The sequence below is a fragment of the Bacillus sp. FSL H7-0578 genome (genome assembly GCF_038630855.1).
Classification (GTDB): Bacteria; Bacillota; Bacilli; order Bacillales; family Bacillaceae; genus Bacillus; species Bacillus safensis.
In genome coordinates this window covers 533,709-558,174 of record NZ_CP152045.1, presented here as the reverse complement: position 1 = coordinate 558,174, position 24,466 = coordinate 533,709, and the positions used below count along the sequence as shown (strand labels likewise).

Annotated in this window: 22 protein-coding genes, 7 tRNA genes and 2 pseudogenes; 8 read left to right on the top strand and 23 right to left on the bottom strand. The window is 41.0% G+C overall.

Features of this window, described 5'->3' with window-relative positions; translation table 11 throughout:
* Positions 1-8: 8 nt before the first annotated feature.
* Positions 9-614, bottom strand: coding sequence for a TetR family transcriptional regulator C-terminal domain-containing protein (locus MHB41_RS02740; protein WP_340899287.1), 606 nt, complete (start codon positions 612-614; stop codon positions 9-11).
* A gap of 421 nt (positions 615-1,035) precedes the next feature.
* On the opposite strand from MHB41_RS02740, the gene MHB41_RS02735 reads away from it, so the two are divergent.
* Both MHB41_RS02735 and MHB41_RS02730 read left to right on the top strand, forming a co-directional pair.
* The gene (locus MHB41_RS02735) at positions 1,036-1,488 is read left to right on the top strand and encodes a helix-turn-helix domain-containing protein (protein ID WP_024427804.1); all 453 of its coding nucleotides are present in this window, start codon (positions 1,036-1,038) and stop codon (positions 1,486-1,488) included.
* A gap of 56 nt (positions 1,489-1,544) precedes the next feature.
* Positions 1,545-2,429 carry an alpha/beta hydrolase gene (locus MHB41_RS02730; protein ID WP_268420927.1) on the top strand — a complete coding sequence of 295 codons (885 nt, stop codon included), beginning with the start codon at positions 1,545-1,547 and terminating at the stop codon, positions 2,427-2,429.
* A 35-nt stretch (positions 2,430-2,464) separates the two neighbouring features.
* On the opposite strand, the gene MHB41_RS02725 is transcribed toward MHB41_RS02730, so the two are convergent.
* The 6 genes and pseudogenes from MHB41_RS02725 to MHB41_RS02700 form a co-directional block, all read right to left on the bottom strand.
* A complete protein-coding gene (locus tag MHB41_RS02725) occupies positions 2,465-3,613 on the bottom strand; it encodes a type II asparaginase (protein WP_340899293.1) in 1,149 nt (382 codons plus the stop codon).
* An 878-nt stretch (positions 3,614-4,491) separates the two neighbouring features.
* Positions 4,492-5,253: an SDR family NAD(P)-dependent oxidoreductase gene (locus MHB41_RS02720; protein WP_034284105.1), complete on the bottom strand. Its 762-nt coding sequence runs from the start codon at positions 5,251-5,253 to the stop codon at positions 4,492-4,494.
* Positions 5,254-5,419: 166 nt separating this feature from the next.
* Positions 5,420-5,548 (bottom strand): annotated as a pseudogene (locus MHB41_RS02715) (MmcQ/YjbR family DNA-binding protein); the annotation flags it as partial.
* A gap of 101 nt (positions 5,549-5,649) precedes the next feature.
* Complete coding sequence (locus tag MHB41_RS02710) at positions 5,650-6,543, bottom strand: alpha/beta hydrolase (RefSeq protein ID WP_217008895.1); 894 nt, start codon at positions 6,541-6,543, stop codon at positions 5,650-5,652.
* A gap of 180 nt (positions 6,544-6,723) precedes the next feature.
* Positions 6,724-8,163 (bottom strand): DHA2 family efflux MFS transporter permease subunit, encoded by a 1,440-nt coding sequence (locus MHB41_RS02705; protein WP_217008894.1) that lies wholly within the window; start codon positions 8,161-8,163, stop codon positions 6,724-6,726.
* A gap of 79 nt (positions 8,164-8,242) precedes the next feature.
* The gene (locus MHB41_RS02700) at positions 8,243-8,815 is read right to left on the bottom strand and encodes a TetR/AcrR family transcriptional regulator (protein WP_098677671.1); all 573 of its coding nucleotides are present in this window, start codon (positions 8,813-8,815) and stop codon (positions 8,243-8,245) included.
* A gap of 271 nt (positions 8,816-9,086) precedes the next feature.
* On the opposite strand from MHB41_RS02700, the gene MHB41_RS02695 reads away from it, so the two are divergent.
* Positions 9,087-9,815 (top strand): glycoside hydrolase family 16 protein, encoded by a 729-nt coding sequence (locus MHB41_RS02695; protein WP_046313988.1) that lies wholly within the window; start codon positions 9,087-9,089, stop codon positions 9,813-9,815.
* 42 nt (positions 9,816-9,857) lie between these two features.
* Here MHB41_RS02695 and MHB41_RS02690 read toward each other — a convergent pair whose 3' ends face one another.
* Positions 9,858-10,259, bottom strand: a complete 402-nt coding sequence (locus MHB41_RS02690) for a MerR family transcriptional regulator (protein WP_008346757.1) — start codon at positions 10,257-10,259, stop codon at positions 9,858-9,860.
* Positions 10,260-10,477: 218 nt separating this feature from the next.
* Here MHB41_RS02690 and MHB41_RS02685 point away from each other — a divergent pair, with 218 nt between their 5' ends.
* Both MHB41_RS02685 and MHB41_RS02680 read left to right on the top strand, forming a co-directional pair.
* The gene (locus MHB41_RS02685) at positions 10,478-11,527 is read left to right on the top strand and encodes an NAD(P)-dependent alcohol dehydrogenase (RefSeq protein WP_098677661.1); all 1,050 of its coding nucleotides are present in this window, start codon (positions 10,478-10,480) and stop codon (positions 11,525-11,527) included.
* 329 nt (positions 11,528-11,856) lie between these two features.
* A complete protein-coding gene (locus tag MHB41_RS02680; protein WP_098677662.1) occupies positions 11,857-12,318 on the top strand; it encodes a CarD family transcriptional regulator in 462 nt (153 codons plus the stop codon).
* A 277-nt stretch (positions 12,319-12,595) separates the two neighbouring features.
* Here the strand turns inward: MHB41_RS02680 and MHB41_RS02675 are convergent, their stop codons facing one another.
* Positions 12,596-12,799: a cold-shock protein gene (locus MHB41_RS02675; protein ID WP_003214229.1), complete on the bottom strand. Its 204-nt coding sequence runs from the start codon at positions 12,797-12,799 to the stop codon at positions 12,596-12,598.
* Positions 12,800-13,166: 367 nt separating this feature from the next.
* Positions 13,167-13,544: a hypothetical protein gene (locus MHB41_RS02670; protein WP_034284113.1), complete on the bottom strand. Its 378-nt coding sequence runs from the start codon at positions 13,542-13,544 to the stop codon at positions 13,167-13,169.
* 564 nt (positions 13,545-14,108) lie between these two features.
* Between MHB41_RS02670 and MHB41_RS02665 the strand changes: the two genes are divergently transcribed.
* The 3 genes and pseudogenes from MHB41_RS02665 to MHB41_RS02655 all read left to right on the top strand — a co-directional run.
* A complete protein-coding gene (locus tag MHB41_RS02665) occupies positions 14,109-15,005 on the top strand; it encodes a DUF2935 domain-containing protein (RefSeq protein WP_044335098.1) in 897 nt (298 codons plus the stop codon).
* A gap of 421 nt (positions 15,006-15,426) precedes the next feature.
* Entirely contained in the window at positions 15,427-15,783 is a 357-nt protein-coding gene (locus tag MHB41_RS02660) for a hypothetical protein (RefSeq protein WP_267542883.1), read from the top strand.
* 287 nt (positions 15,784-16,070) lie between these two features.
* A pseudogene (locus tag MHB41_RS02655) lies at positions 16,071-16,160 on the top strand (hypothetical protein); the annotation flags it as partial.
* A 123-nt stretch (positions 16,161-16,283) separates the two neighbouring features.
* Here the strand turns inward: MHB41_RS02655 and MHB41_RS02650 are convergent.
* The 13 genes from MHB41_RS02650 to MHB41_RS02590 form a co-directional block, all read right to left on the bottom strand.
* Positions 16,284-16,367: transfer RNA gene (locus tag MHB41_RS02650), tRNA-Leu, on the bottom strand.
* A 48-nt stretch (positions 16,368-16,415) separates the two neighbouring features.
* Positions 16,416-16,498, bottom strand: a tRNA-Leu gene (locus MHB41_RS02645).
* Between the two features lie 7 nt (positions 16,499-16,505).
* Positions 16,506-16,581: transfer RNA gene (locus MHB41_RS02640), tRNA-Lys, on the bottom strand.
* A gap of 29 nt (positions 16,582-16,610) precedes the next feature.
* Positions 16,611-16,685: transfer RNA gene (locus MHB41_RS02635), tRNA-Gln, on the bottom strand.
* 20 nt (positions 16,686-16,705) lie between these two features.
* Positions 16,706-16,777: transfer RNA gene (locus MHB41_RS02630), tRNA-Glu, on the bottom strand.
* A gap of 9 nt (positions 16,778-16,786) precedes the next feature.
* A tRNA-Ser gene (locus tag MHB41_RS02625) sits at positions 16,787-16,877 on the bottom strand.
* A 4-nt stretch (positions 16,878-16,881) separates the two neighbouring features.
* Positions 16,882-16,956: transfer RNA gene (locus tag MHB41_RS02620), tRNA-Asn, on the bottom strand.
* Between the two features lie 222 nt (positions 16,957-17,178).
* Entirely contained in the window at positions 17,179-19,026 is a 1,848-nt protein-coding gene (locus MHB41_RS02615) for a sigma-54-dependent Fis family transcriptional regulator (protein WP_267542882.1), read from the bottom strand.
* A gap of 103 nt (positions 19,027-19,129) precedes the next feature.
* Positions 19,130-20,509: a dihydrolipoyl dehydrogenase gene (lpdA, locus tag MHB41_RS02610; protein ID WP_267542881.1), complete on the bottom strand. Its 1,380-nt coding sequence runs from the start codon at positions 20,507-20,509 to the stop codon at positions 19,130-19,132.
* 16 nt (positions 20,510-20,525) lie between these two features.
* Complete coding sequence (locus tag MHB41_RS02605; protein WP_061110627.1) at positions 20,526-21,656, bottom strand: dihydrolipoamide acetyltransferase family protein; 1,131 nt, start codon at positions 21,654-21,656, stop codon at positions 20,526-20,528.
* A gap of 17 nt (positions 21,657-21,673) precedes the next feature.
* A complete protein-coding gene (locus MHB41_RS02600) occupies positions 21,674-22,711 on the bottom strand; it encodes an alpha-ketoacid dehydrogenase subunit beta (protein WP_046313978.1) in 1,038 nt (345 codons plus the stop codon).
* A gap of 20 nt (positions 22,712-22,731) precedes the next feature.
* Positions 22,732-23,709 carry a thiamine pyrophosphate-dependent dehydrogenase E1 component subunit alpha gene (locus MHB41_RS02595; RefSeq protein ID WP_268480576.1) on the bottom strand — a complete coding sequence of 326 codons (978 nt, stop codon included), beginning with the start codon at positions 23,707-23,709 and terminating at the stop codon, positions 22,732-22,734.
* Between the two features lie 201 nt (positions 23,710-23,910).
* Entirely contained in the window at positions 23,911-24,384 is a 474-nt protein-coding gene (locus MHB41_RS02590; protein WP_046313976.1) for a SprT family protein, read from the bottom strand.
* Positions 24,385-24,466 lie beyond the last annotated feature (82 nt).

The following is a 24,466-nucleotide window of genomic DNA, read 5'->3' as shown; positions in this document are numbered from 1 at the left end:
CTCACTTGTTACTCATGATGGTTGATTCCGTGAATAAACAATGAGATCGCCTCTTTTTGTAACTCTTTCTTCTGCTCAATGGTGTCATTTTTATATAACACGTCTAATCCATAAAAAACGGAAAGTAATATTTTCACTTTTGACTCCACATGCTGGATCGACCAGCTGCCATCTTTGTTTCCTTCAAGTAAGATATCTCTCATCACATCATCAAAATCGACATCAATCTTGTTCAGCCGCTCCATGACTTCGTCTGATGCAAAAGCACTGGCACAAAATTCCTCACTCGCTCTCATTAATGGGTAGTTAATGCCCATTTGACTGAGCATCTCTGCAAATGCAGCGAGCTTATCGACAGCCCGGTGCTGTGTTTTCTTCTCCTCATGCCACGTTTCCATCATCAAACGATGATCCTCTTCCATAATATGAAGAAACAAAAACTCTTTTCCTTTGAAATGATGATAGAGATTGCCTTTACTCACCTCAGCAGCCTCTAAAATATCGCGCACGGATGTTTCTGAATATCCTTTTTTCGCAAATAAATCACGAGAAGCGGTGACGATTTTTTGCTTCGTCTTCTCACTCTTTCCAGCCCCGCTTTGTGTACTTGTCATGTGTCACAATCCCTTTCTACCCTGCATTTCTTCATGCGGAAAAAATAAAACCGACCAGTTGGTTTATTTTTTATTATAAATGGATTTTCCTCATAATACAATGAAAAAGGCATTGGACTTCATAAGGAGTGATTCATGTGAAAACAAACAGAACAGTCATTTGCGCTATCACCAAAAAGGACTTATACGTATTTTTCTTCTGCGACCTTTTCATGGCTACTTTGGCGTACTACGTGTTCAAATTCAAGCCAACGACATTTTATGAATGTGCGGGAATCATGGGAAGTATTCTTTGTCCCTTTTTGATGAAAAAGTGGATATACCGGTGATCTCCCTTTCAAGTATATCCGTCATTCATTTAACTTTTCTTTATATTTAACTTCACTTAAATATCAAGATTGCCTATAATAGAAAAGAGGTGATGTCATTGGATGAGGAAATCATTCATTACGGTAAAAAGATCATTGAATACTCGAATGCTCTAGGCTCAATTTATGTAGAAGAGTATCAGCGATTCTTAAAACATGAGTATGCAGATTTATCAGCCAAACAAGAGCTGACACTTGAGCTATTGCGCACGAAAACGAGAACAATCAATGAATTAGCTGATTACTTTTCGATTTCTGCCAGCGCAGCTAGCCAGCTTGTATCAAAGCTTGAGAAGCTCGGCTATGTCAAACGAGAAATTAATCCACATAACCGAAGAGAAATCATTGTTGATTGTGCTCAAAAGGGCCATGACTATCACAAGAATACGGAAGACATTCAACTGCACCTTATACAAAAATACTATGCAAAGCTTCCAAAAGAAGATTTAAAAACATTACTATCTCTATACGAAAAAATCTATCAGATTGCAAAAGAAGCGCCTTAATACGGTGTTTCTCTCATCAACATTTAAGTTATCTAAACTATTAAGGGGATGAAAATATGCAAAGCATTCATTTACAAGATGGCCGGTACATCGGTTTGACTCAATACGGTGATCTTGAGGGGTTTCCAGTATTCTTTTTTCATGGGACACCTGGATCAAGAGTGATGTTTTTAGATGATGATCCAATCTCTCAAGAACTCGGCATTCGTCTCATCTGTGTTGATCGACCTGGATTTGGTTTATCTACCCCTCTACCTGACCGTACAATTTTAGACTGGGCAAAAGACGTGCTGGAAGTGGCAGATGATCTTGGTATTCAACATTTTTCAGTGATGGGTGTATCTGGAGGCGGCGCATTCGCTGCTGGTTGTGCCTATCAATTGCCGGAGCGCGTCCTTTCAGCTGCACTGATCTCAAGTACAACCCCTTTTCAGAACGGGAAACCGCCTAAAAGTATGCTGAAAGAAAACAAATTGGCTTTTTTCCTTAGTAAGAAGTTTCCTTGGCTATTGAAAGCAAGCTATCGTTCCCAGAAGAAAATGATTGAGAACAAACCAGAGAAATTTAAGAAGTTGGCCAAAAACGGGAACAAGCATTTACATCCGTGGGATCGGCAATTCCTTCAAACCGATGAGCAGTTAGAGATGATGATGACCCATTTATACGAAGCGACTCGTCAATCGGTGGATGAATGTATTCGTGAACCCATTTTACTTTCAAAGCCATGGGCATTCGATATGAAAGATATTCAAAGCCCTGTTGATGTCTGGCATGGAAAAGAAGATACGATGGCTCCATTTGTAGAAATAGAAAAAATAGCTCAGTCGATTCCAAACGTCAAAACCCATTATATCGATCAAGCAGGGCACTTTCTTACTGATGTAGACGATATTTGGCGAGATATTTTACTCTCTTTAAAGGAACGTGCTGAAAATGCATGAAAAAAGACCCGATGTCTTTCGGGTCTTTTTCTCCATTAATACTGTTCATAATACCTTTGCACTTTATCTGGATCATTTGTCTTCGTTAGTGCCAGCATGAGCAGAATACGTGCTTTTTGCGGGTTTAATGAATCAGACGACACAAAGTGATGTTCATCATCCGTTTTTTCATGGGTGACAATTCCATTACCCGTACGGCTTGACCTCACAAGAACCACATCTTTTTTCACTGCATCTGTTGCCCCTTTGATGGCTTCTGTTGACATCGTTCCATTTCCTACTGCAGCGACGACAATCCCTTTCGCACCTGCTTTTACTGCTGCATCATACATATATTTTTGATCATTTTGATAGCCATATAAAATATCGACTTGCGGTAATTCTTTTATCTTTGATACATCAAATTCACCTTCAGTCGTATGTTTTCTTGTCGGTTCGTTATAAAAGGACACCACTTCACCAGTAACTTCTCCGATGTATCCTTGCTCAAGTGACTTGAACGCATCGGTTGTAGTCGTGTTTGTTTTCGTAACAAATCGAGCTGATGCAATTCGGTCATTTAATGTGACCATGACCCCTTTGCCCTTTGCTTCTTTGGTTGATGCAATTTTCACTGCATGATACAAGTTAAGCGGACCATCCGCACTGATTGCGGATGCTGGTCTCATTGAGCCAACGACCACCACAGGCTTATCACTTTTAACAACCAGATGTAAAAAGTAAGCTGTTTCTTCAAGTGTATCTGTTCCATGCGTGATGACAATGCCATCTACTTGATCATCTTTTAATAGTTCATTCACTCGCTTGGCTAATTTTAAAAGAAGAGCGTTATCAACATTTTCACTGCCGACATTCGCAACCTGCTCACCCGTGACATTTGCAATATCCTTCAGCTGTGGAACGGAAGCAATGACTTTATCAATGCCGAGTGAACCAGATTTATAGCCCGTCGTATCTGTATCACTGTCTGAACTGCCAGCAATCGTCCCGCCCGTGGCTAATACCTTAATATTTGATAAGGACTTATTCCCTGTTTCAACCGCCTTGTTTTTCTCTTTTGTTTCATTGGATACGTTTTCTTTTTCGCTTTGAGTATTCTCTTGAGTGCCTGTGTTCGCACAGGCTGCTGTCACCAATAATAAAACAGAAAGAAGGACAGCACCTAACCATTTTGTCATGTTCATTGGATCATCTCTTTTCCTCATTTGATGGATTTCATGGCTAAATCTCTTTCTATAGGCTTTACTTTATACCATACCTTCATTCATCGGCATGAGGCTAAAGATATAGAACCAAATAAAGGTAAAAAGGGCATTATATTAATGATTTATTCAATTCTTATTACCTAAATTTGCTGTAATTAAGTTGAGTATTGAAGGTGGCGTATTTTAAAAATAACTGATGCTTGTTAATGAATTTATGATAAAATATAGTAAATTTTACAAAAAAGGAGTATACATTTTGCATTCGCTTCAACCCTTTTACAAAATCCTAATCACTCTATTCATCAGCTCTATTTTACTCGGCTTGTTTGTCTGCTTATTTCCACCTATTCAAGCTGAGCCTACGTTTCTGATATTTTATATTCCTATCTTTTTTGTTTTTTATTTCGTCTTTGCGGTTCCTTTGCAGTTATTGTTTTCTTTGCAGCCAAAGGCTTTCCATCCTCTTTATTTAGCTGCGTATTTACTGATTGCAATGGTTGTCATGCTCTTTTTCATTGATGGAATTGGGAGTCAAGCGTCTTTACCCATCATCATCATGAGCAGTCTTATCTACTGGACTTGTGATTCTTTGTTTTATCAAAGAATGCATGAAAAAAACACCTAACGCGAAGGTGTTTTTTTCATTAGTTTCTTTAAAGCATTTTTCTCATCAAATAATCGGTATCCATTTTGAACGATCTTCCTAGGACGTACAAAATCCTTTTCTGTAAAGTGACAAAGGGCAATTTTTTAATGCTTAATCGCCTTCACTTGTTACATTTCTCCTATGCTTGACCACACAGCCAATCATGCCATAAAAAAATCACTAAGGAAATCTACCTCAGTGATGGGAATCGTTATTTCATACTTGTACCAGCATGTGAAAAGATCGGATCTTTTAATTCAAATTCGAATGTCTTTCCGTCCACAATACCGACTGTTTTTTCACTGTCATAAAGCTCAAGCAGACAAGCTGCCATTTCTTTTGATGTATGATATTTCTTGAAATTGCCTTCATATTCAAATTCGTCTACATCCAATGAACGCTTTGCAAATTCTGATTCTGTCGCGGAAGGTGCTAATATTTTCGCCTGTAATTTGGCTCCTTTTCCTTTCAACTCTAGTGCCAGTCCTTCGGTAAAGGCACTCACGTAAAACTTCGTGGCCGAATAGGTGACGGCATTGCCGACGACTGTATAGCCAGCTCGTGAAGAAATGTTAATGAGCTGCGCTCCCTCTACTTGCTCATAATCACGGACAAATAAGGTGGATAGAATCGTTAATGCTTCGATATTCAGATGAAGCATATCCCCAATTTTACTTAAATCTTGTTCTCCTATAGAGCCAAAGTGACCAAACCCTGCATTATTAATGAACGTATCCAGCTCATAATCAGACAATGACTCATAAAATGAATACACTTGCTCTATGTTTGTTAAATCGACTGACTGTATGACTACTTTGATATTGGGATATTGATCATGAATCTTCTTTTTCAATTCTTGGAGTTTATCGAGCCGGCGTGCAGCTAATATAAGATTTTTCCCTCGTGCTGCAAAGGCGAGAGCCGCCTCATATCCAATACCTGAGCTTGCTCCTGTAATGACTGTATAACTCATTTTATATCCCCCTATTCGCGTCTTCTAACTGGTTAAATTATAACGACAGCGTTTCGCTCAAGTCAATTTTGAAGAGAGTCAAAGGGCAGCATGTCTAACTTAGGACAGCTCCTCAGTCATTTCCTTTTGAATCATTTTGGAGGATATCATGTTGAGATTTTTTTGTTCATTTTTGAAAAACCAATTGGTAGGAATGTTCGATTAACTCCTCTACAAATGAGGATGGAATGTCTGCATCAAGGTAAATGGAATTCCAATGAGTCTTATTCATATAGTAGCCAGGGATAATTCCTTGAGGAAAGATATCTGACCCTTTTTACATTCACTTTTTTTTCAGAAACAGTAATAAAAGCACAGGCCCATTGTCTCCTGTGCTTTTGAATCACTCTACTTTTCTTATTCAAACGCCTTCTTCAATTGATCACTCATCAGATGCCAAGCTTCTTCAGCTATGGCTAAATCTCCGGCGTGCGTGAAGCCGTGTGGAACGCCTTTAAATTGTTTGTACGTGACGTCTACCCCAGCTTCTTTTAACTTGGCAGCATATTGTTCGGCTTCTTCAGCCAGCGAATCCCTCTCTGCTGTGATGACGAGAGCTGGAGGCATTTGTGCTAAGGATGAACGATCTGCAAAAACCGGAGAAACGAGCGGATTGTGCGGATCTTGGCCTTGCAGATAGAAGGCATTAAAGAGCCTCGCCAATTCAACTGGGATCGCTTCTTTAAACGCTGGCTTTTGTGCTGGATCAGTGGCTAGATCAAGCGGCGGATAATCAAGCACTTGATAGGCAATTGGGAGTGTATTTCCTCTTTGAATATTCAATAGACAAGCAGCCGTTGCCAAATTTCCTCCTGCGCTATGTCCGCCAATGGCTAATGCATTCCGATCGATTTGAAGCTCCTCAGGATGTTCATACAGCCACTTCAGTACATCGTAGCATTCATGAAGAGCGGCTGGGAAAGGGTGCTCGGGTGCAAGCTGATACTCGACATTGACGACGATACATTGCGCCCGGTCTGCAATGACTGGACACCAGGGATTATCCATTTCAGCACTGCCCATGATAAATCCGCCGCCATGTAAATTCACAAAAACAGGAAGCAGCTGTTTTTGTGTGTTCACTGGCTTAAATACCCACACCTTTGTTTCGCCAGCACTTGTTGGAATGTCATATTCCATTTTGTTCACTTCAGGAGGATTTACCGGTTTTAGTTCCGATTGACTCGGTAATGAACCTTCAGATGGCTGGCGTAATGACGCAGCGATTTTGATTTGTTCTTCTAAGTTCATGATCTCAGACTCCTTTCATATTCATTTCTAACTCATTCGTTCCTTTTTCCTCTTCTCCTCCTACTGCAATTTTCATTGGTTCACTTTTTACCTATCTCCCCTTTTCCTCTCTCTTTGAAACAAGCATTGAGCAAATAAAAAAGCACTGCGGCGCTATGTCCTCAGTGCTTTTGATTTCTCTTATGATACTTGCTGTTCTACCTTCACTCGTTTAATGAAGAAAGCAATAATTAAACCAACGATGGTCATGATTACTGCAAAGATAAATGCGTGCTGGACGCCATTTGTAAAGGCGAGCAGCTTATTCACCGGATTTGCGGGATCAGACACATTTTCCATAAAGCTGCGGGCGCCTGAAGAAAGGATCGAGATACCGACCGCAGTACCAATGGCTCCTGACACCTGCTGCAATGTATTCATAATCGCTGTACCATGCGGATATAGCTCTGGCGGCAGCTGATTCAATCCATTTGTTTGAGCAGGCATCATGATCATCGCGATTCCGATCATTAAGGTAATATGAAGGGTGACAATGAATCCAATCGACGTATTCACACTTAGATTCGTAAAGCCAAACATCGTCGCTGCGACAATGACAAGACCTGGAATGACAAGCCATTTTGGACCAAACTTATCAAATAGACCACCCATGATTGGAGATAGGAGTCCGTTGATAATTCCACCTGGCAATAGCATTAAACCTGCTGTAAATGTAGAAAGCGCCAAGGATGTTTGCAGATACAATGGTAAAATCATCATAGCAGACAGCATCACCATCATACACACTAAAATCAGAAGTAACCCAATGACAAACATTGGATATTTAAACGGGCTTAAGTTCAGCATTGGTTCTTTCATGTTCAACTGTCTTAAGGAGAACACAAGAATCCCTATGACACCTACTACAATTGCCACGATCACATGCATACTGCTCCAGCCGCCGCCTTCACCGGCACTGCTAAAGCCATACACAATTCCGCCGAAACCAATGGTTGAAAGCACAATTGATAAGATATCGATTTTCGGTCTTGTTGGTTCTGTAATATTTTGCATAAAGATATAACCAAATACGAGTGCAGCCATTAATAAAGGAAGTGAAATCCAGAAAATCCAATGCCACGTCAGCGATTTCAGAATAAGACCGGAGACGGTTGGACCGACTGCTGGTGCAAACATGATCACAAGACCAATAATCCCCATCGATCTGCCTCGTTTATGAGGCGGGATGATGACCAAAATCGTATTAAACATCAATGGCAGAAGCAATGCTGTACCGACTGCCTGCACGACACGTGCTACCATTAAAATACTAAAGACCGGCGCAACCGCCGCAATAAATGTTCCGATGATTGAAAAGACGAGCGATGTAATGAAAAGCTGTCTTGTCGTAAACCATTGAAGAATGAGTCCTGAAATCGGTACGAGAATACCAAGTGTTAATAAATATCCTGTTGTCAGCCACTGAGCAGTCGTCGCTTCAATTCCAAAGTCTAACGTTAAACTTCTCAGCGCCATGTTTAATGCCGTTTCACTGAACAGGCCAATAAATCCAGCCGTGATAAAAGAAATAATTATGGGCAGCGTTCGAATGTCAGAAGCTGCTGCTTTCTGTTTGTTCATATTAAGTTGGCTCCTTTTCTTTTTCAATTTAGATGAACCTTAGGAAGTCAGGGTGGTCAGAAATGAGCCACTTTCATGTCTATTGAAAGACGGATAAAATCTGTTTTTCTGCAGCAAATTGAGCGATTCTTTCGATTGAATAGCCAGATTCATGTATATAAAACATGAGCTCAGGCGTCATTGGAGAGGACATACATAACGTTGTCAGTTCTATGTCCTGTATATTCGCTTCTCCCTTTTCTCTCGCTTCCTCAAGCAAATCACGAATGATTTGTCTAAGTGATTGACTGTAATGACTCTCATACACTTTACTTGTCTGCTCTAAATTCCCAGATATTGTAAGTATCCGAATCCAGTCTAGATGGTGACCGACGATGAGATGAATTTCTTCGAGAACATAGCGCAAACGTTCACGGACCGGCTGATCACTTATTTTGCTCAAGTAAAGATGCAAAGCTGGTATCAGCTGTTCAAATCTCTCCCCAAGGATAGAAAGGCACAAATCACTTTTATTGGCGTAGCGGCGGTAAAGAGTACCCTGCCCAACACCAGCTGTTTTCGCAATTTTATGCATGCTGACATTTTCTACACCAAATTCTTGAAACAAGGAGAATGCAATCTCTTCAATTTCCTCCCCAATATCCTTTTCCACCATGCTCACCTTCTTTACCTTCATCCACATGACACTTATCTCTATGTGTTAAATCAAAACACTTTAGGTTTTTCTTAGGACAATTGTCCCGATATTATCTTACGGACAACTGTCCGCAATGTCAATCATTATTTTTTACTTATGATCCTTCTTTCAATTCTATTAAATAATGCACACTGTTTATCATTATTTAGACCGATTTTCCCTTTTGAAAGAATCATGTATGATCAATAAAGAAAGCGCTTCCATAAAAGGAGAGGAGAATGCGAATATGTACCGTATGAAACGAATGTTGATGCTGCTTGTCACTGGATTAGTCTTGAGTTTGTCCACATTTACAGCGGGTGCCTCGGCACAAACGGGTGGATCGTTTTATGAACCTTTTAACAACTATAATACGGGGTTATGGCAAAAAGCCGATGGATACTCGAATGGAAACATGTTTAACTGTACGTGGCGTGCAAATAACGTGTCGATGACCTCATCAGGTGAAATGCGTTTATCGCTCACAAGTCCCGCCTATAATAAATTTGACTGCGGAGAAAACCGCTCCACACAAACTTACGGCTATGGGCTATATGAAGTCAACATGAAGCCAGCCAAAAATGTGGGGATCGTCTCTTCTTTCTTCACTTATACGGGACCGACTGATGGCACGCCTTGGGATGAGATTGACATTGAATTTCTAGGAAAAGATACGACAAAGGTACAGTTTAACTACTATACCAATGGTGTAGGAAATCATGAAAAGATCGTCAACCTTGGTTTCGATGCAGCGAACTCTTATCACACGTATGCATTTGACTGGCAGCCAAACTCTATCAAATGGTATGTCGATGGACAATTAAAGCATACCGCCACCACTCAAATTCCTCAAACACCAGGGAAAATTATGATGAACCTGTGGAATGGTGCAGGTGTCGATGAATGGCTCGGCTCCTACAACGGTGTTACCCCGCTCCACGCACATTATAACTGGGTGCGTTACACAAAAAGATAACTCTATCAAAAAACCTGTGACAAGTCACAGGTTTTTCTTCGTTTAATTAGAATGAGTTTTCAGCTGATGAGCGAGTTTTTTCTCATGATTGTGGATAATATCTTCATAACTTTCTATTTTGAAATCCAATCGTTTAATGGTCTCTTCGATTTCCTTTTGTTTTTGAACGAGTCTTTCTCGTTCATTGACCAAAATGTTTTTTCGCGAAGATAACGTATGATCATCATCCTCAAAAAATAAGGCTGTATATTCTCTAAGCGCATCAATCGAGAGCCCTGCATTTCTCATACACTTGATAAATTCAATCCATTGAAGATCATCCTCTGTATAATCACGAATCCCATGATCATCACGTTTGATTTCCCTAATCAAACCAATATTTTCGTAATATCTAAGTGTCGCAGTGGATAAATCAAGCTGTTTTGCTGCTTGTGCTATTTTCATTGTGCCCTCCTTCTTTCTCTTACCTTCCGATCTCCCTTTCCTCATCATCTCCATTTTGAAAAAGAAAGCAAGATGCTTTTGGCTCAATTCTTGATATCAGAATGTTGTAACAGCCTGGATTTATTATTACAGAAGGTTTTCTGTTGACTTATAGTTCACTTTAAGACGTACAGTATAGAGGAAAGAATCGAATCTTATTTTTGAAAGGATGATCAAGAATGTGTCAGACGCACCAATCAAACGTTTTAAGTGTATCACATGCAAAAGCGAATTTTGAACGGACGACCATTGAAAGAAGAGCGCTTCGTCCACATGATATTTTAATTGATATTCAATTTAGCGGGATCTGTCATTCAGATATCCACAGCGCTTTTGATGAATGGGGCGGCGGCATTTTCCCGATGGTTCCAGGTCATGAGATCACTGGGGTCGTTGCAGCTGTAGGGGATGATGTGACGAAGTTTGAGATCGGAGACCGTGTAGGTGTTGGCTGCTTTGTGGATTCCTGCGGCACCTGTGAGTATTGTCAAAATGGAGACGAGCAGTATTGCACAAAAGGGGTCGTCCAAACGTATAACAGCCGTGACTATGACGGGGAGCCGACTTATGGCGGCTACAGTCAAAAAATTGTCGTGACTGAACGATTTGTTGTCAGCATTCCTGATCAACTGCCCCTTGATGCCGCAAGCCCTCTTCTCTGTGCTGGCATTACAACTTATTCTCCATTAAAGCACTGGAAGGCAGGCCCTGGCAAAAAGGTTGCGATTGTCGGAATGGGCGGACTCGGTCATGTGGCTATTCAATTCGCGAGTGCTCTAGGCGCTGATGTGACGGTATTGAGCCGCTCTTTGAATAAAAAAGAAGAGGCACTGTCATTTGGCGCAAAAGACTATTTTGCTACAAGTGATCCTGATACGTTTCAGACACTAGCCGGACAGTATGACCTTATTCTCAATACGGTCTCTGCCAACATTAATGTGGATGCCTATTTGTCCTTACTCCGTGTAGATGGAACCTTGGTGAACGTCGGTGCACCGCCTAAGCCGGATCAATTCCACGTCTTTTCATTAATTTCCGGCCGCCGCAGCATAGCTGGTTCACTCGTTGGCGGCATCCAAGAAACACAAGAAATGCTCGATTTCGCAGCTGCTCACAACATCGCACCACAAATTGAAGTCATCAATGCTAATCAAGTTGATGAAGCGTATGAACGAGTGCTGAAAAGTGATGTTCGTTACCGGTTTGTGATTGATATTTCGACGTTGTGATCGGATTCTTTTTTGAAAGACTAGCTCAATGGCTGGTCTTTTTTTAACATGATTTCCTCATAAACAGCTGTTTACGTTTGAATGACTTGATACGGATATAAAGGCTGGCACCCGAGCTGTTATTGTGGATATCTCCTGTTTTTCTTATAGCGAGGAGGATATGTTCAAATGAAAAAAAACACATCCAAAATTCCCACAAAATAACCCCCCTTTTTTAGAACAAAATTTATTGACAACAAATAAATAAACATGTTATTATTGAAAATTTGATTATTTTCCCCATAAGTGTGGTACCCTTAAAGTAGATACATTATATGGAGGTGGATGATATGTTTCAAATTGGTGATAACATTGTTTATCCAATGCACGGAGCAGGTATAATTGAAGCCATAGAAGAAAAAGAATTCTCTGATGAAAAACAACAGTATTATGTGATTAAAATGTCAATCAGTCATATGAAAGTAATGATTCCAACACGGAAAATGTCAGGTTCACGTATTAGACCTGTTACAGATATACTGGCTTTAAAGAATGTAATGCACATTTTCCAGCATGGCAAATCAGATCAATTACTGACATGGAAAGAACGGCATACAATTAACACAAACAAAATAAAAACGGGTAACATCCAAGAAGGTGCTGAAGTTGTGCGTGATCTGATGCGTATGAAGAAAGAGAAAGCACTCAATGCAAGTGAAAAGAAAATGCTGGATGATGCCCATGAATTTTTGCTAAGTGAATTAGAAGTCATCAAAGGGATTACAGAAAAACAAATTAAAAGTTTCTGTTAAGAACCTCTTCCACACTCACCATTTTTGAATACATGTTCTCTACGAACATTTCCATCCTTCAATTTATTAAAGAAAAAAAGAATTTATTTAGGCAAATTCCGCATATTGTAAATCCAATATGCTATACTGTTGATAAACCTTTGAAGCATGAATTTTTTTACGATTACCTTGTAACACCTCCCTACTTGTACGCTGAGTAGGGTTTTTTATTGAAAAAATGCGTGAAAGCATAAAAAAACAGGCTCTCTACAGAGAACCTGTTTTAAAAGGATGAAGATTAAGCAGTTTTTTGAACGTTAGCAGCTTGAGCTCCACGAGAACCTTGCTCTACGTCAAATGTTACTTTTTGACCTTCGTCTAAAGATTTGAATCCGTCACCTTGGATAGCTGAGAAATGTACGAATACATCGTCGCCTTCTTCACGTTCGATAAATCCAAAACCTTTTTCTGCGTTAAACCATTTTACTGTACCTTGTTCCATGTTTGTTGCCTCCTCGTGCGTATACCACACAATGTATTATACTATCCTTGCCCAAAGTATCCTCAAGACGAAAAGTCTTTCTTCATGCTATCCTTTACGCCGAACAAAAATAATTATTCTTATTGTAGCATGAATCGGAAATAATTGCAATTTAGGATTTAAAAGAACAAAATCAACGATCCCACATAATTTTGTTCTTCTCTGACTTTAAGATAATTTTTTCTAAAAAATGGACGTTCAATCTCGAAAGGAATAAACAAGTTCATAACGTCATTCCATTTTTCAGACATCTGTCAGTATTATTTAAAAGTGGTAATAACGAAAACATTACTGTACTCTTAGAAAATTGATGTCATTTCTATTTCAGCTAATATTCAACATTTTTATTCCTATCTATTATTAAAGTTACTATAAGACTAGCTACGCTGACTAAAGTTCCTGCGATAGAAACAACAATTGTCAAAAAGCCATCTGGAATAAAAAATCCTATTGGAATTAGTACCAGAAAAGAGAGAACAATAAAACATTGGTATACACCAGATATAGTTCTCACAATCAAGTTACTGAAAAAAGACATCACCAACGGAGGAATGAATAAAAAAACCACTATTCCAATTGATATTATTAAGATGCGAGGCTGATCAAATGAAATGACATTATCTCCAGGGGAATTTTGGGCAGCCACTAGCATAACAACTATAGACATCATTAGAGTAAGTAAAACTAGAGAAAACCTTTTTATCATGCTATAACTCCTTTTTCATATTGAATAGTTTTATAGGGACAGGCTAATTTAGTCAACCAATTTTTATGTTGACACAAATCGCTGTATTTTCTGGATAATCATGAATTGGTCATGAGCTTATAAATTTTTTGAAGTTGACCTTATGCAACTTAATTCCATTTTATCAAATTATCTCATCGAAACCTTTATTTAACAATATAAAAAATGAAAGGAAGCTAGAAGCTGAATAAAAGAATTTATTCATGATGTTCTTATGGACAACAACCGCATCATGACTGGCAACTATACTTTAGAGGATACAAAAAAACCAAAGGTCTACAAACTTTGGTTCCTTAGATGCGGCCGAGGGGACTTGAACCTCCACGTGTTATTCACCAACTAGGCCCTCAACTTTGTGAACCGATACCAATCTTCCTTTCATTGAACTCTCTAAATTCCGTTTTCACCTTTTCTTTCACATTCACATAAACCCGAATTTAAAAGTCTTTATTTCCACCTTCCCTCATACTTAGATTCAATGCCTCATATATTTCTAGAAAAGTATAAGTTATAGGGGGGGATGTCATGAACAATCAATTTCTAGATCAGGAGTATCAATCGAATAATCCTATGTTGGAACCACCAGAAAGATTAGCAGCACCATCTGAATCCTTAACAGAACAAACATTTATTGAACGTTCATTAATTGAAAATAAGTTCTGGCTGCGTATTATGAAAGAACATGCTTTATTTCTTGGCGAAGGATTTAATCGTAAAGATAAACAGTTTATCCAACAAACAGACCGTTTTCATTATTATTTTGAACAACAAGAACAACGAGCCTATAAAACGCCTAACAATGTCCAAGCTGTACGTAAACTAAATGAAGATAGTATTGATCTAGCATATGGTTTTCGAAATTTCAAAAGAAATTTACTTATATTGATCATTAACTGCAAGGTTTCAGGGTTTAACTTTCCATTGCTGGTTGATCACATCGCTCGTGAAGCAGAATATTTCGTGCGAACACTTCAAAAATTTAACAAAGGCATACTTGACCCTATTCAAGACGCCATTATTAGTGAAAATGTTTTCTGGCTGAGAATTATGATGGAACATTCCAGATTTATTGCCTCACTATTAGACCAATCCGAACGTAAACTTGTTCATAAAGCCAGTGAATTTGGAGATAATTTCGAGGTTTTGCTTAATCAGGCTAGAGATGTTGAATCCATGTTGTTTAGAAAAAAACCAACTTACCCTATTATTGCTAAGCTCAATGATGATAGCGAGGACGCTACGACAGAGCTTAGAAACTTCAAAAAAGCAGGATTAGAGATGATTAAATCATGTCAAATCAAAAATGTGATCAATCCTCTACTAGCAGATCATGTTTTGCGTGAAGCAAATCACTTTCTATATATGACAGATGTATTAGAAAAGCGTTTAAAAGAAAAACAATCTATGGAATCTTCTTATTAAGCCCTTCATTTCAATGAAGACATTTTTTTATTGATCAGTCTTCCCCGACTGCATGATCGATAAATTAGACGAATACCCTTATCAAAAAATGATCTAGGTGCATAACCTACTCCTAAAAGACATTTAATAAAAGGAGTTTAGATATGTATTATTATTCTGATCCGTATTATCTCGATAATTTTAGACAACAACCTGATTTGAGTCAGGCAAATGAAAAAATGCGTAGCCTTTTATCTACGATTCAACATATCCCTGTACACTCATCCTCTTTCCAACGCTCGATGGCTACCGTAGTGAAACATCTGCAAGTTGTCAGTAGAGCACTTGCTCTTGGATGCGGTATGAGTTCAGAATTCAGATTCCTTCCAGATACTTGGGATTACGTGAGCTTCATATTGTACACGCAAAATATCTAACTCCATTGAGTTATCACGTTTATTCTGCCTTAGGTGCAGCTGAGCTTCTTGCCGCAGGACAAGGTCGAGCTCCTCATTTTGCTCTTATGATTGGCTGTATGAATTCAATACTTCGTCTATGGTCAAACTTTCCTGCAGCGATAGCTGACCTTCGAAGAGCAGCAGGCCAACAATATGCATCTTCAGTAGACGAGGCAGAAAGACTGCTGAGTCCAATGGTTCCATCCACTCAACAGGCATTATCCATCAGTCAATCTGCAGTTAGTCCGGTTATTTGGCAGGCTACCTTACATGCTACACATTTAGCTCGGGAAGTACGGCAGATTGTTGCACAATCAGTGAGTCAGGGATCTTCATATTAATCAGTCGATACGATATGAAATTTCCATGGAATCAACCTTTGCCAATTAAAATGCTTGTATGTAGTCTTTAAAAATAAATGCTGATCTTAAAAAGGTATCCTTGTGCTGCGGTACCTTTTTATTTCGAATCCTCATGAAGTTGCTGCTACATTTTTATACCGCACTGTAAAAAAACCGACTGAGCTAACCAGGAAAGGAGCATTCCTCCTACCAGAAACAAAACAAAAAAGAACAGATTATCTGACTGGAGGAAGCTTATTGAAATTGGCGCTCAATGGGGGATACGTGCATCTATTCGGACAGCAATAGATGTATATGGTCACTTATTTCCTAACAAACAAAAGGCTATGGCTGAAAAATTGGACGACATTATATAAAAATATCGATCTCTAACAAAAAAAGTCCACTTACTTACGGTGAGTGGACAGATTTTGGACAGATTTATTTAGAAGTTATATAAAATAAAAATACCAAAGGTCTACAACCCTTGGTATCATTGATGCGGCCGAGAGGACTTGAACCTCCACGGGTTATTCACCCACTAGGCCCTCAACCTAGCGCGTCTGCCATTCCGCCACGACCGCATGTATGATGTGCTCATATATTCATAAGTGCACTGTTTGAAAAAACAATGCGGGTGAAGGGACTTGAACCCCCACGTCATAAAGACACTAGATCCTAAGTCTAGCGCGTCTGCCAATTCCGCCACACCCGCGTGACAATGGTGAGCCATGAAGGACTCGAACCTTCGACCCTCTGATTAAAAGTCAGATGCTCTACCAACTGAGCTAATGGCTCATCTGCTATGCAGAAAAACATATAAAAAATGGCTGGGCTAGCTGGATTCGAACCAACGCATGACGGAGTCAAAGTCCGTTGCCTTACCGCTTGGCTATAGCCCAACGAATCAAAAAACAAAACATGACCCGTACGGGATTCGAACCCGTGTTACCGCCGTGAAAGGGCGGTGTCTTAACCGCTTGACCAACGGGCCATACAATAATGGCGGAGAAGGAGGGATTTGAACCCTCGCGCCGCTTACGCGACCTACACCCTTAGCAGGGGCGCCTCTTCAGCCACTTGAGTACTTCTCCATTATGGCTCCGCAGGTAGGACTCGAACCTACGACCGATCGGTTAACAGCCGATAGCTCTACCACTGAGCTACTGCGGAATAATAGACATGTTTCATTATATCTATGCCAGAAAAATGTGTCAAGAATTTTTAAGTGTTTCATTCCTGTCTCATTAGCGACGGCTTTTATAATTTAACATATACTAATATAACAGTCAAGCCTTTCTTCCTTCCTTTTTGTTTTCTGTTTAGACATGACAGAAAGACCCCGACCTCTAATTGAAAGACCAAGGCCTCCTTGCTGCTGCGCTCTCTATGGGTTCATGACAGCTTATACTTCCGCATCCACTTGTAAAAGGTGCTTCTTGGCACGCCTGCTGACCTCGCTGCTTCTGACACATGGCCCTTCGTTTTGTGAAGTGCGTCTATCACTGTTTGCTTTTGAATGCGTTCCCTAAACGTGAGTTCTTTTGGATTCTCGGTATACTCTGGTAGATGCAGCTTCTGCTTTTTCTGATCCATCGCCTCTAATACCGCCGCATATTGCGATTCACCAATCCATCCTCCTTTAGGAAACAGTACCCTTATATGTTCAAACAGATTAAAAAGCTCTCGTATGTTTCCTGGCCAATGGTACGCTTCTAGCTTACGAAAAAAAGATTCAGGAAATGTCGCATTCCATTGGTGTTTCTTTTGGTAATAACGATATAAATCAACAATGTCTTCTTTTCTTTCTCTAAGCGGCGGGATGTTGATTGGATAGACATGAAGACGGTAATACAAATCTTCACGTATTTTTCCTTCCTTCAGCAGTTCGTTCATATTCCGGTGTGTCGCTGTAATGATTCTCATATCCAAGGGGATTTCGTTTGTCCCGCCGAGCGGTACGACTTTCCTTTCTTCAATGACCCTAAGAAGCGCCACTTGCATCGCATAAGGGATTTCGCCAATTTCGTCTAAAAAGAGCGTTCCTTTATGCGCCTGTTCAAATTTCCCCTTTGCTCCATGACGTTTTGCCCCTGTAAAAGCACCTTCAGCATAACCAAATAGTTCGCTTTCTAACAGGCTTTCAGGTATGGCTCCACAATTAACGGCAATAAACGGTCCTTCATGTCTTTCACTAGCTAAGTGAATCGCTCGAGCGGCCAGTTCTTTCCCTGTACCTGTTTCTCCCCAAATATAGACATTTGCATCTGTTTGTGCCGCTCGTTTTATTTTGCTGAGCGTCTGTTGAAATACCGTACTTGTTCCAGATTCCCCGGGAAATTGAGCAAAAGAAACGGTTATATTGCTCTTCGCTGCTTCTTCAAGCGAAAAAGACATCCCAAGCATCTTTCCGTCCTGCTCTGACTGAATGATCTGCTTGTCCCGTGTAACAAATGTATCACCCGTGAGCAACTCAACATCCATTCCATACCAGTCTGAAAATCGGTCTCTAATCGGCTTACTTGCCAAAACAATCTGCTTTTTCTCATTACAGACAACATACGGCTCGTCCGCTTCTACCTGCTGGAGACAATGACTGATCAGCTCCATCTCTTTCCTTTTTTGCTGGACCTGAATTTCTCTCTCTATGGCATATGCAACTGTTGAAGCCATTCCAAGCATAAAAGGATGCCTTTGATCCGCCATACAGGAAATATCAATGACTCCTATGATCGTGCCGTCTGCATCACGAATAGGGGCCGCTGAACAACTCCAATGGTGGGAAGCGACTGAAAAATGCTCAGTTCCGTTGATCGCTACAGCTTCCCCAATGACCAGTGCCGTTCCAATAGCGTTCGTCCCCACATCGGCTTCGGTCCAGCGCGCACCCTCCATAAAATTTATTTTTTTCGCTTCTACCAGCGTCCTTTGGCTTCCTGTCAGACTTAGCACATAACCATCTGCATCGATGAGTAAAGCCATCATGTCAGATTCTTTTAATTGCTGACTGATTTTATTTAAGTAAGGAAGAGCGGCATTTAGAAAGAGTGAGTACTTCTTTTTTTGAACACTGAATAATTCCTTTTCTAACAACGACTGTCCTTTATCTAAATACGGGTTCACATTTGCCTGTTTACATCTGTGCCATGACTCCATCACTCTCTTATCCAGACGAGACCTATCAAGCAAACCTTCATGAACAAAACGTTTCCAAGTATTTAAATAACAAGGCGTCGGATTCATTCCATCCTCTCCTCTGGGGGCTTTTTATCCATTATAGATAATTATAAAAACGCTTTCAATTATTGGCTGACCCAGGAAGTCAATCGGATAGAAGGTTTCTCTATCAGCAGTGCACCGCTCGTCCATTTGTTTGCAGCAAGGCTTCGTGTATCGCCTCAGAGAGTGTCGGATGTGCCGCAATAAACTGCTCTAATGTATCAGCTGTCAACTCTGTATGCATCATCACCGCCGCTTGTCCAATCAGTTCTGTGGCATTCGGTCCGATGATGGATACACCTAAAATTTCTTGATATTGCGGTTCGACAATGACCTTTACTTGACCAGCTGGCTGATTTAAAATTAGTGCTTTTCCATTTGCAGAGAATGCAAATTTCCCTATCTGAATCTCCCCATATTGTTTTCTAGCATTCTCTTCATTTAAACCGACACTAGCGATTTCTGGAGACGTGTAGATGCACCTTGGAATCACGTGTTCATTGACCTTTACATCTTCCCCTGATGCATGTGATGCCGCAATCGTTCCTTCATGAAAAGCAGCATGAGCAAGCTGAACGCCGCCTGTCACATCACCGCACGCATAGATATGCGGGAGATTGGTTTGCATATGCTCATTCACGCAGATGCCGTTCCTGTCAAATTCAATGCCGATCTGCTCAAGATTCAGCTCTTCCAGCCTCGGCTTTCTGCCAATGGCGACTAAACAATGATCAGACTGGATGTCACAGCGCTCCCCATGAACCTTCTCAACGGCCACTTTTTTTGAGCTTGCATCAAGCTGTTTGACTGCTGCTGATGTCAAAATCTCTACACCTGCTTTTTGAAGCTGATCGTGAAGACAGTTAGCTGTATCGTGATCTTCTTCAGGTAAAATGTGTGCTGCCTGTTCCACCATGACAACCTTTGATCCCATTCTGCTAAAGATGCTTGCAAACTCACAGCCGATCACCCCTCCACCAATGATACAAAGCGAATCTGGTATTGAAGGGAGCGTCATGGCATCCTTACTATCAATGATCCACTCTCTGTCAAATGGGGCGAAAGGTAAAGCAGCAGGTTCTGATCCCGTAGCAATAATGAATTGTTTGGCTTGAATGATTTCAGATTTCCCTTCACTTTCTATCAATAGCTCATGGGCTGAAAGAAATGATGCTTTCCCATTTAACACGCTGATTTTGTTTTTATTCATCAAATAACGAACGCCATCAGTCAGCTGCTTGACGACTGACCGCTTCCGCTTTTGAACGGCATCCCAATGAATAACAGGCTCCTTTTCTGAAAGCTCAATTCCAAAATGTCCAGCTGATTTCACATGCTCGTACATATCGGCGCTTTGCAAAAGTGCTTTCGTTGGAATACAGCCTTCATTCAGGCAGGTACCTCCTAACAGGCCTTGGTCGATTAATACAACCTCTCTGCCAAAACGGGCGGCAGTTATTGCCGCCACATATCCTGCTGGCCCGCCTCCTATAATGACAAGCGTCATTCATTTCACCTTCTTCCTATAAAAGAATGGATACTGGATTTTCTAAATACGTTTTAACAGTTGATAAAAATTGTGAAGCCGGCGCTCCGTCTAGCACGCGGTGATCAAAGGTCAGACTGAGTGGCAGGATCGTCCCTTTACATAATTCATTCCCATGATATACAGGCATGTGATCCGCTTTGCCAACGCCAAGAATACCCGCTTCCGGTGGATTCAAAATCGGTGTAAAATGTTCCACACTATAGGCGCCTAGGTTAGTGATTGTAAAGGTAGAGCCTTCAATTTCATCGTGGAGAAGTTTGCCTTCACGTGCTTTTTTGCCATACGATTTGATGCTCTTCGCCAGCTCAATAAGTGAAAGTTTTTCCGCATGCCGAATAACAGGCACTGCCAGACCGTGATCTAAAGCAGCAGCGATTCCAAGATGTACATGCTCAAAAGTTTCGACTCTATCATTCTGATATTGACTGTTCATTGCAGGATGCTCTAGCAGGGAAAGAACCACTGCTTTGGCTACAAAATCGGTCATGGTTAATTTCATATCGTGTCGTGCTGCGGCTGTTTCGTTCAACTCAGACTGTAATGCTGTCAGCTTTGTCACATCCGCTTTCATCGTTATTGTTAATTGTGCACTTGTTTGCAGGCTTTCCATCATTCGCGAGGCAATGGTTTTCCGCATCATGTTGACTGGCTGATGCTTTGGTTCATTTTGTTGGTTTTCTTTTTCATCAGGAAGTGCCCGAAGCACATCCGCTTTCGTGATTCTCCCATCTGGCCCTGTTCCCACTAAAGTATGAATATCCAGATTAGCGCTTTGAGCAATCTTACGTGCCACAGGGGAGATTTTCTTTCTCACTTTCTTTTGTTTTGGCAGCAGGTCTTTTTCTTTCTTTTCCTCGACCTGTTCATTTCCTTCACCGATATAGCAGATGACCGTGCCAGGCGGTACACCTTCTCCCTCAGGCACTTTTATATCCAATATGGTTCCTTCTGCAGGTGATTCGATCTCCATTTCAATTTTTTCAGAGTTGATGCTTGCAATGCTTTCCCCTTTATTTACGGTTTCTCCGACCTCTTTATTCCAGACAGATACCGTTCCTTCTTTCATTGACATGCCCAATTTCGGCATCACAACCTCGACAGCCATCTCCCTCTCTCCTTTCTTTAGTTCAAGATCTTGTCATGACTCTTTCCAACCATCTCTAATACGGTGTTCACAACCTTATCAGGTGTCGGCAAATAGATATCTTCAAGCGGTGGTGAAAACGGAACCGGTGTATGAGGAGCCGTCACTTTTTTGATTGGAGCGTCAAGTAAATCGAATCCTTTATCCGCAACCAGAGAAGAAATATCTGCGGCAATTCCGCACCTTGGATTTGCTTCATCTACAATGACAAGCCGATTTGTTTTTTCTACTGAAGTTAGAATGGCTTCTTCATCGAGCGGCGACAAGCTTCTTGGATCAATGACCTCTGCTTCAATTCCACGTGTAGCTAATTGCTCTGCCGCTTCGAGTGCTGTATGAACTTGTTTGCCTACAGCAAAAATGGTCACATCTGAGCCTTCTCTTTTCACCTCTGCTTTACCAAGCGGCAGCGTGTAGTATCGCTCTGGAACATCTCCTGTGATATTGTAAAGCGTTTTATCTTCAAAAAAGATGACAGGGTCCTGATCCTCGATGGCTGCCAGCAGCAATCCTTTGGCATCGTATGGTGAAGAAGGCACCACTACTTTCAATCCAGGGATGCTTGTAAATAGCGCATACAAGCTTTGCGAATGCTGAGCAGCTGCTCTAAAACCCGCCCCATGTGTCGTTCTGATCGTGATCGGCACCTCTGCTTTTCCGCCAAACATATATCGGAATTTTGCTCCTTGATTCAGCACTTGATCCAGACAGGTGCCGATAAAATCATTAAACATGAGTTCTGCAATTGGCCTTAACCCTGTGGAAGCTGCTGCCATGGCCGCACCTACATAGCCAGCTTCACTAATCGGTGTGTCAAGAACTCGCTCACGTCCAAACTCCTGAACGATTCCTTTCGTTACACCAAGCACACCGCCCCATGCTTCATCATCCTGTAAGTGATCGACATGAGCACCTCCAGCAACATCTTCCCCCATTAAAATGACATCCTCGTCTCTTCTCATGGCAAGTTTAATCGCTTCATTTAATGCACTAGACATGCTGATTTCTCTTGTCATTTTCCTCTCCTCCTTCTGATTTATTGATACGAAACATATACGTCGGTCAATAATTCGGTCTGATCTGGATATTCACTTTCTTCACTGAATGTAACGGCTTCATCTATCGCTTCTGCTGCAGCCGCTTCAATCTTTGATAGCTCCCCATTCGTCAGCAGCTGCTGCTTGATTAATTCATTTTTAAAAAGAGCGATCGCATCTCTCTCTTCTTGGTGTTCTGTTTTTTCTTGATTGGTTTTGTAACGCTGGGCGTCTCCTTCGAAATGGCCATAATTCCGATATGTCATGCATTCAATCAATGTTGGACCTTCTCCATTTTTTGCTCGTTCAATTGCTTGTTCTGCGGCTTGATAAACGGCCATCACATCTTTTCCATCTACTTGAATCCCAGGAATGTCATAACCGGCCGCTCGATCCACGATTGATTTGCAGCTTGAAGCATAAGAAAATGGTGTCGCTTCCCCGTATCCATTGTTTTCTGCAATGAAAATGACGGGCAGTTTCCAGATGGCCGCGAGATTGATTCCTTCGTGGAAAGTCCCTTGATTGTTTGCACCATCTCCAAAAAAGCAAACGCTTACATTTTCTGTCTTTTTATATTTGGCTGTGAGGGCTGCCCCGCACGCAAGAGGAAAGCCGCCTCCAACAATTCCGTTGGCACCGAGCATTCCTTTATCAAAATCTGCAATGTGCATGGATCCGCCTTTGCCTTTACAGAGACCTGTGGCTTTCCCATAGATTTCTGCCATCATTCCTTTTAGATCACAGCCTTTCGCTATACAGTGGCCGTGGCCCCGGTGTGTACTTGTAATACTGTCTTTTTCATTCAGATGAGCACAGACTCCTACGGCAACAGCTTCTTCGCCAGCATAAAGATGGACAAACCCCGGCAAAATTCCTTTTGTAAAAAGCGTGTGCACCCGGTCTTCAAATTGGCGGATTTCCTGCATCTTTTGATACATCCATACGGCTTTTTCTTTACTCAATGCCATTTCCATTTAGTAAAACCTCCTATCCTTTTTTGCTTGCACTTCTATACAAGCAAAAATCGTGCCAACATGAAGACACATGAACACTTAGGTTTTGACCGAATCACACTGATGAAAAAAGAGACAAAATGAGACATGCGTCTCTTTTTGTCTCAATATGTCCACACATCAATTGGAACAAAAAAAAGCATCCCCGTAGAGGAATGCTTATCACAATGAATCGATTGTGCGCAGCCACTTTAATTTTCCTTTGCAGACGCCGCATACATAACGAGAGGTATCAAACCGTCTTTTCCTTATAAAAGACCGGCCGCATCCTGTGCAAATATATTCATGGCGTTTCCCCGCACGGCGCTTATTTTGTACGGTCTTTAGCGGTGTACAAAAACGCGGGGCTCCTACTTGCTTTAATAACGCTTTAAAATCACGGTCGCGATGCTGATAGCCCTTTCCTTCAAGATGCAGATGATAATGACACAGCTCATGCTTGATGATTCCGATTAATTCTTCTCGTCCATGCTCCTCTAGGTATCGGCGGTTTAGTTCAATGTTGTGTGTACCAAGTAAATATCGCCCGCCTGTCGTTTTTAACCGGTCATTAAAAACAGCCTGATGGCGGAATGTCTTGCCAAAGAACTGCTGGGAAATGTGCTCTGTTAACTGCTGTAGCTCTTTCTCGTTCAATCAGATCGTTCCTTTCTATAAAAACCTCGAACGGGACAATTTCCCCTATGCATACATTGAAGGTACATCCACTGTTTCGACC

Bases quoted from the DNA above. Each gene is read 5' to 3' on its own strand.
- MHB41_RS02740 (WP_340899287.1), bottom strand. From the start codon at position 614: ATGACAAGTACACAAAGCGGGGCTGGAAAGAGTGAGAAGACGAAGCAA.
- MHB41_RS02735 (WP_024427804.1), top strand. From the start codon at position 1,036: ATGTCATTGGATGAGGAAATCATTCATTACGGTAAAAAGATCATTGAA.
- MHB41_RS02730 (WP_268420927.1), top strand. From the start codon at position 1,545: ATGCAAAGCATTCATTTACAAGATGGCCGGTACATCGGTTTGACTCAA.
- MHB41_RS02725 (WP_340899293.1), bottom strand. From the start codon at position 3,613: ATGAACATGACAAAATGGTTAGGTGCTGTCCTTCTTTCTGTTTTATTA.
- MHB41_RS02720 (WP_034284105.1), bottom strand. From the start codon at position 5,253: ATGAGTTATACAGTCATTACAGGAGCAAGCTCAGGTATTGGATATGAG.
- MHB41_RS02710 (WP_217008895.1), bottom strand. From the start codon at position 6,543: ATGAACTTAGAAGAACAAATCAAAATCGCTGCGTCATTACGCCAGCCA.
- MHB41_RS02705 (WP_217008894.1), bottom strand. From the start codon at position 8,163: ATGAACAAACAGAAAGCAGCAGCTTCTGACATTCGAACGCTGCCCATA.
- MHB41_RS02695 (WP_046313988.1), top strand. From the start codon at position 9,087: ATGTACCGTATGAAACGAATGTTGATGCTGCTTGTCACTGGATTAGTC.
- MHB41_RS02690 (WP_008346757.1), bottom strand. From the start codon at position 10,259: ATGAAAATAGCACAAGCAGCAAAACAGCTTGATTTATCCACTGCGACA.
- MHB41_RS02685 (WP_098677661.1), top strand. From the start codon at position 10,478: ATGTGTCAGACGCACCAATCAAACGTTTTAAGTGTATCACATGCAAAA.
- MHB41_RS02680 (WP_098677662.1), top strand. From the start codon at position 11,857: ATGTTTCAAATTGGTGATAACATTGTTTATCCAATGCACGGAGCAGGT.
- MHB41_RS02675 (WP_003214229.1), bottom strand. From the start codon at position 12,799: ATGGAACAAGGTACAGTAAAATGGTTTAACGCAGAAAAAGGTTTTGGA.
- MHB41_RS02670 (WP_034284113.1), bottom strand. From the start codon at position 13,544: ATGATAAAAAGGTTTTCTCTAGTTTTACTTACTCTAATGATGTCTATA.
- MHB41_RS02665 (WP_044335098.1), top strand. From the start codon at position 14,109: ATGAACAATCAATTTCTAGATCAGGAGTATCAATCGAATAATCCTATG.
- MHB41_RS02615 (WP_267542882.1), bottom strand. From the start codon at position 19,026: ATGAATCCGACGCCTTGTTATTTAAATACTTGGAAACGTTTTGTTCAT.
- lpdA (WP_267542881.1), bottom strand. From the start codon at position 20,509: ATGACGCTTGTCATTATAGGAGGCGGGCCAGCAGGATATGTGGCGGCA.
- MHB41_RS02605 (WP_061110627.1), bottom strand. From the start codon at position 21,656: ATGGCTGTCGAGGTTGTGATGCCGAAATTGGGCATGTCAATGAAAGAA.
- MHB41_RS02600 (WP_046313978.1), bottom strand. From the start codon at position 22,711: ATGACAAGAGAAATCAGCATGTCTAGTGCATTAAATGAAGCGATTAAA.
- MHB41_RS02595 (WP_268480576.1), bottom strand. From the start codon at position 23,709: ATGGAAATGGCATTGAGTAAAGAAAAAGCCGTATGGATGTATCAAAAG.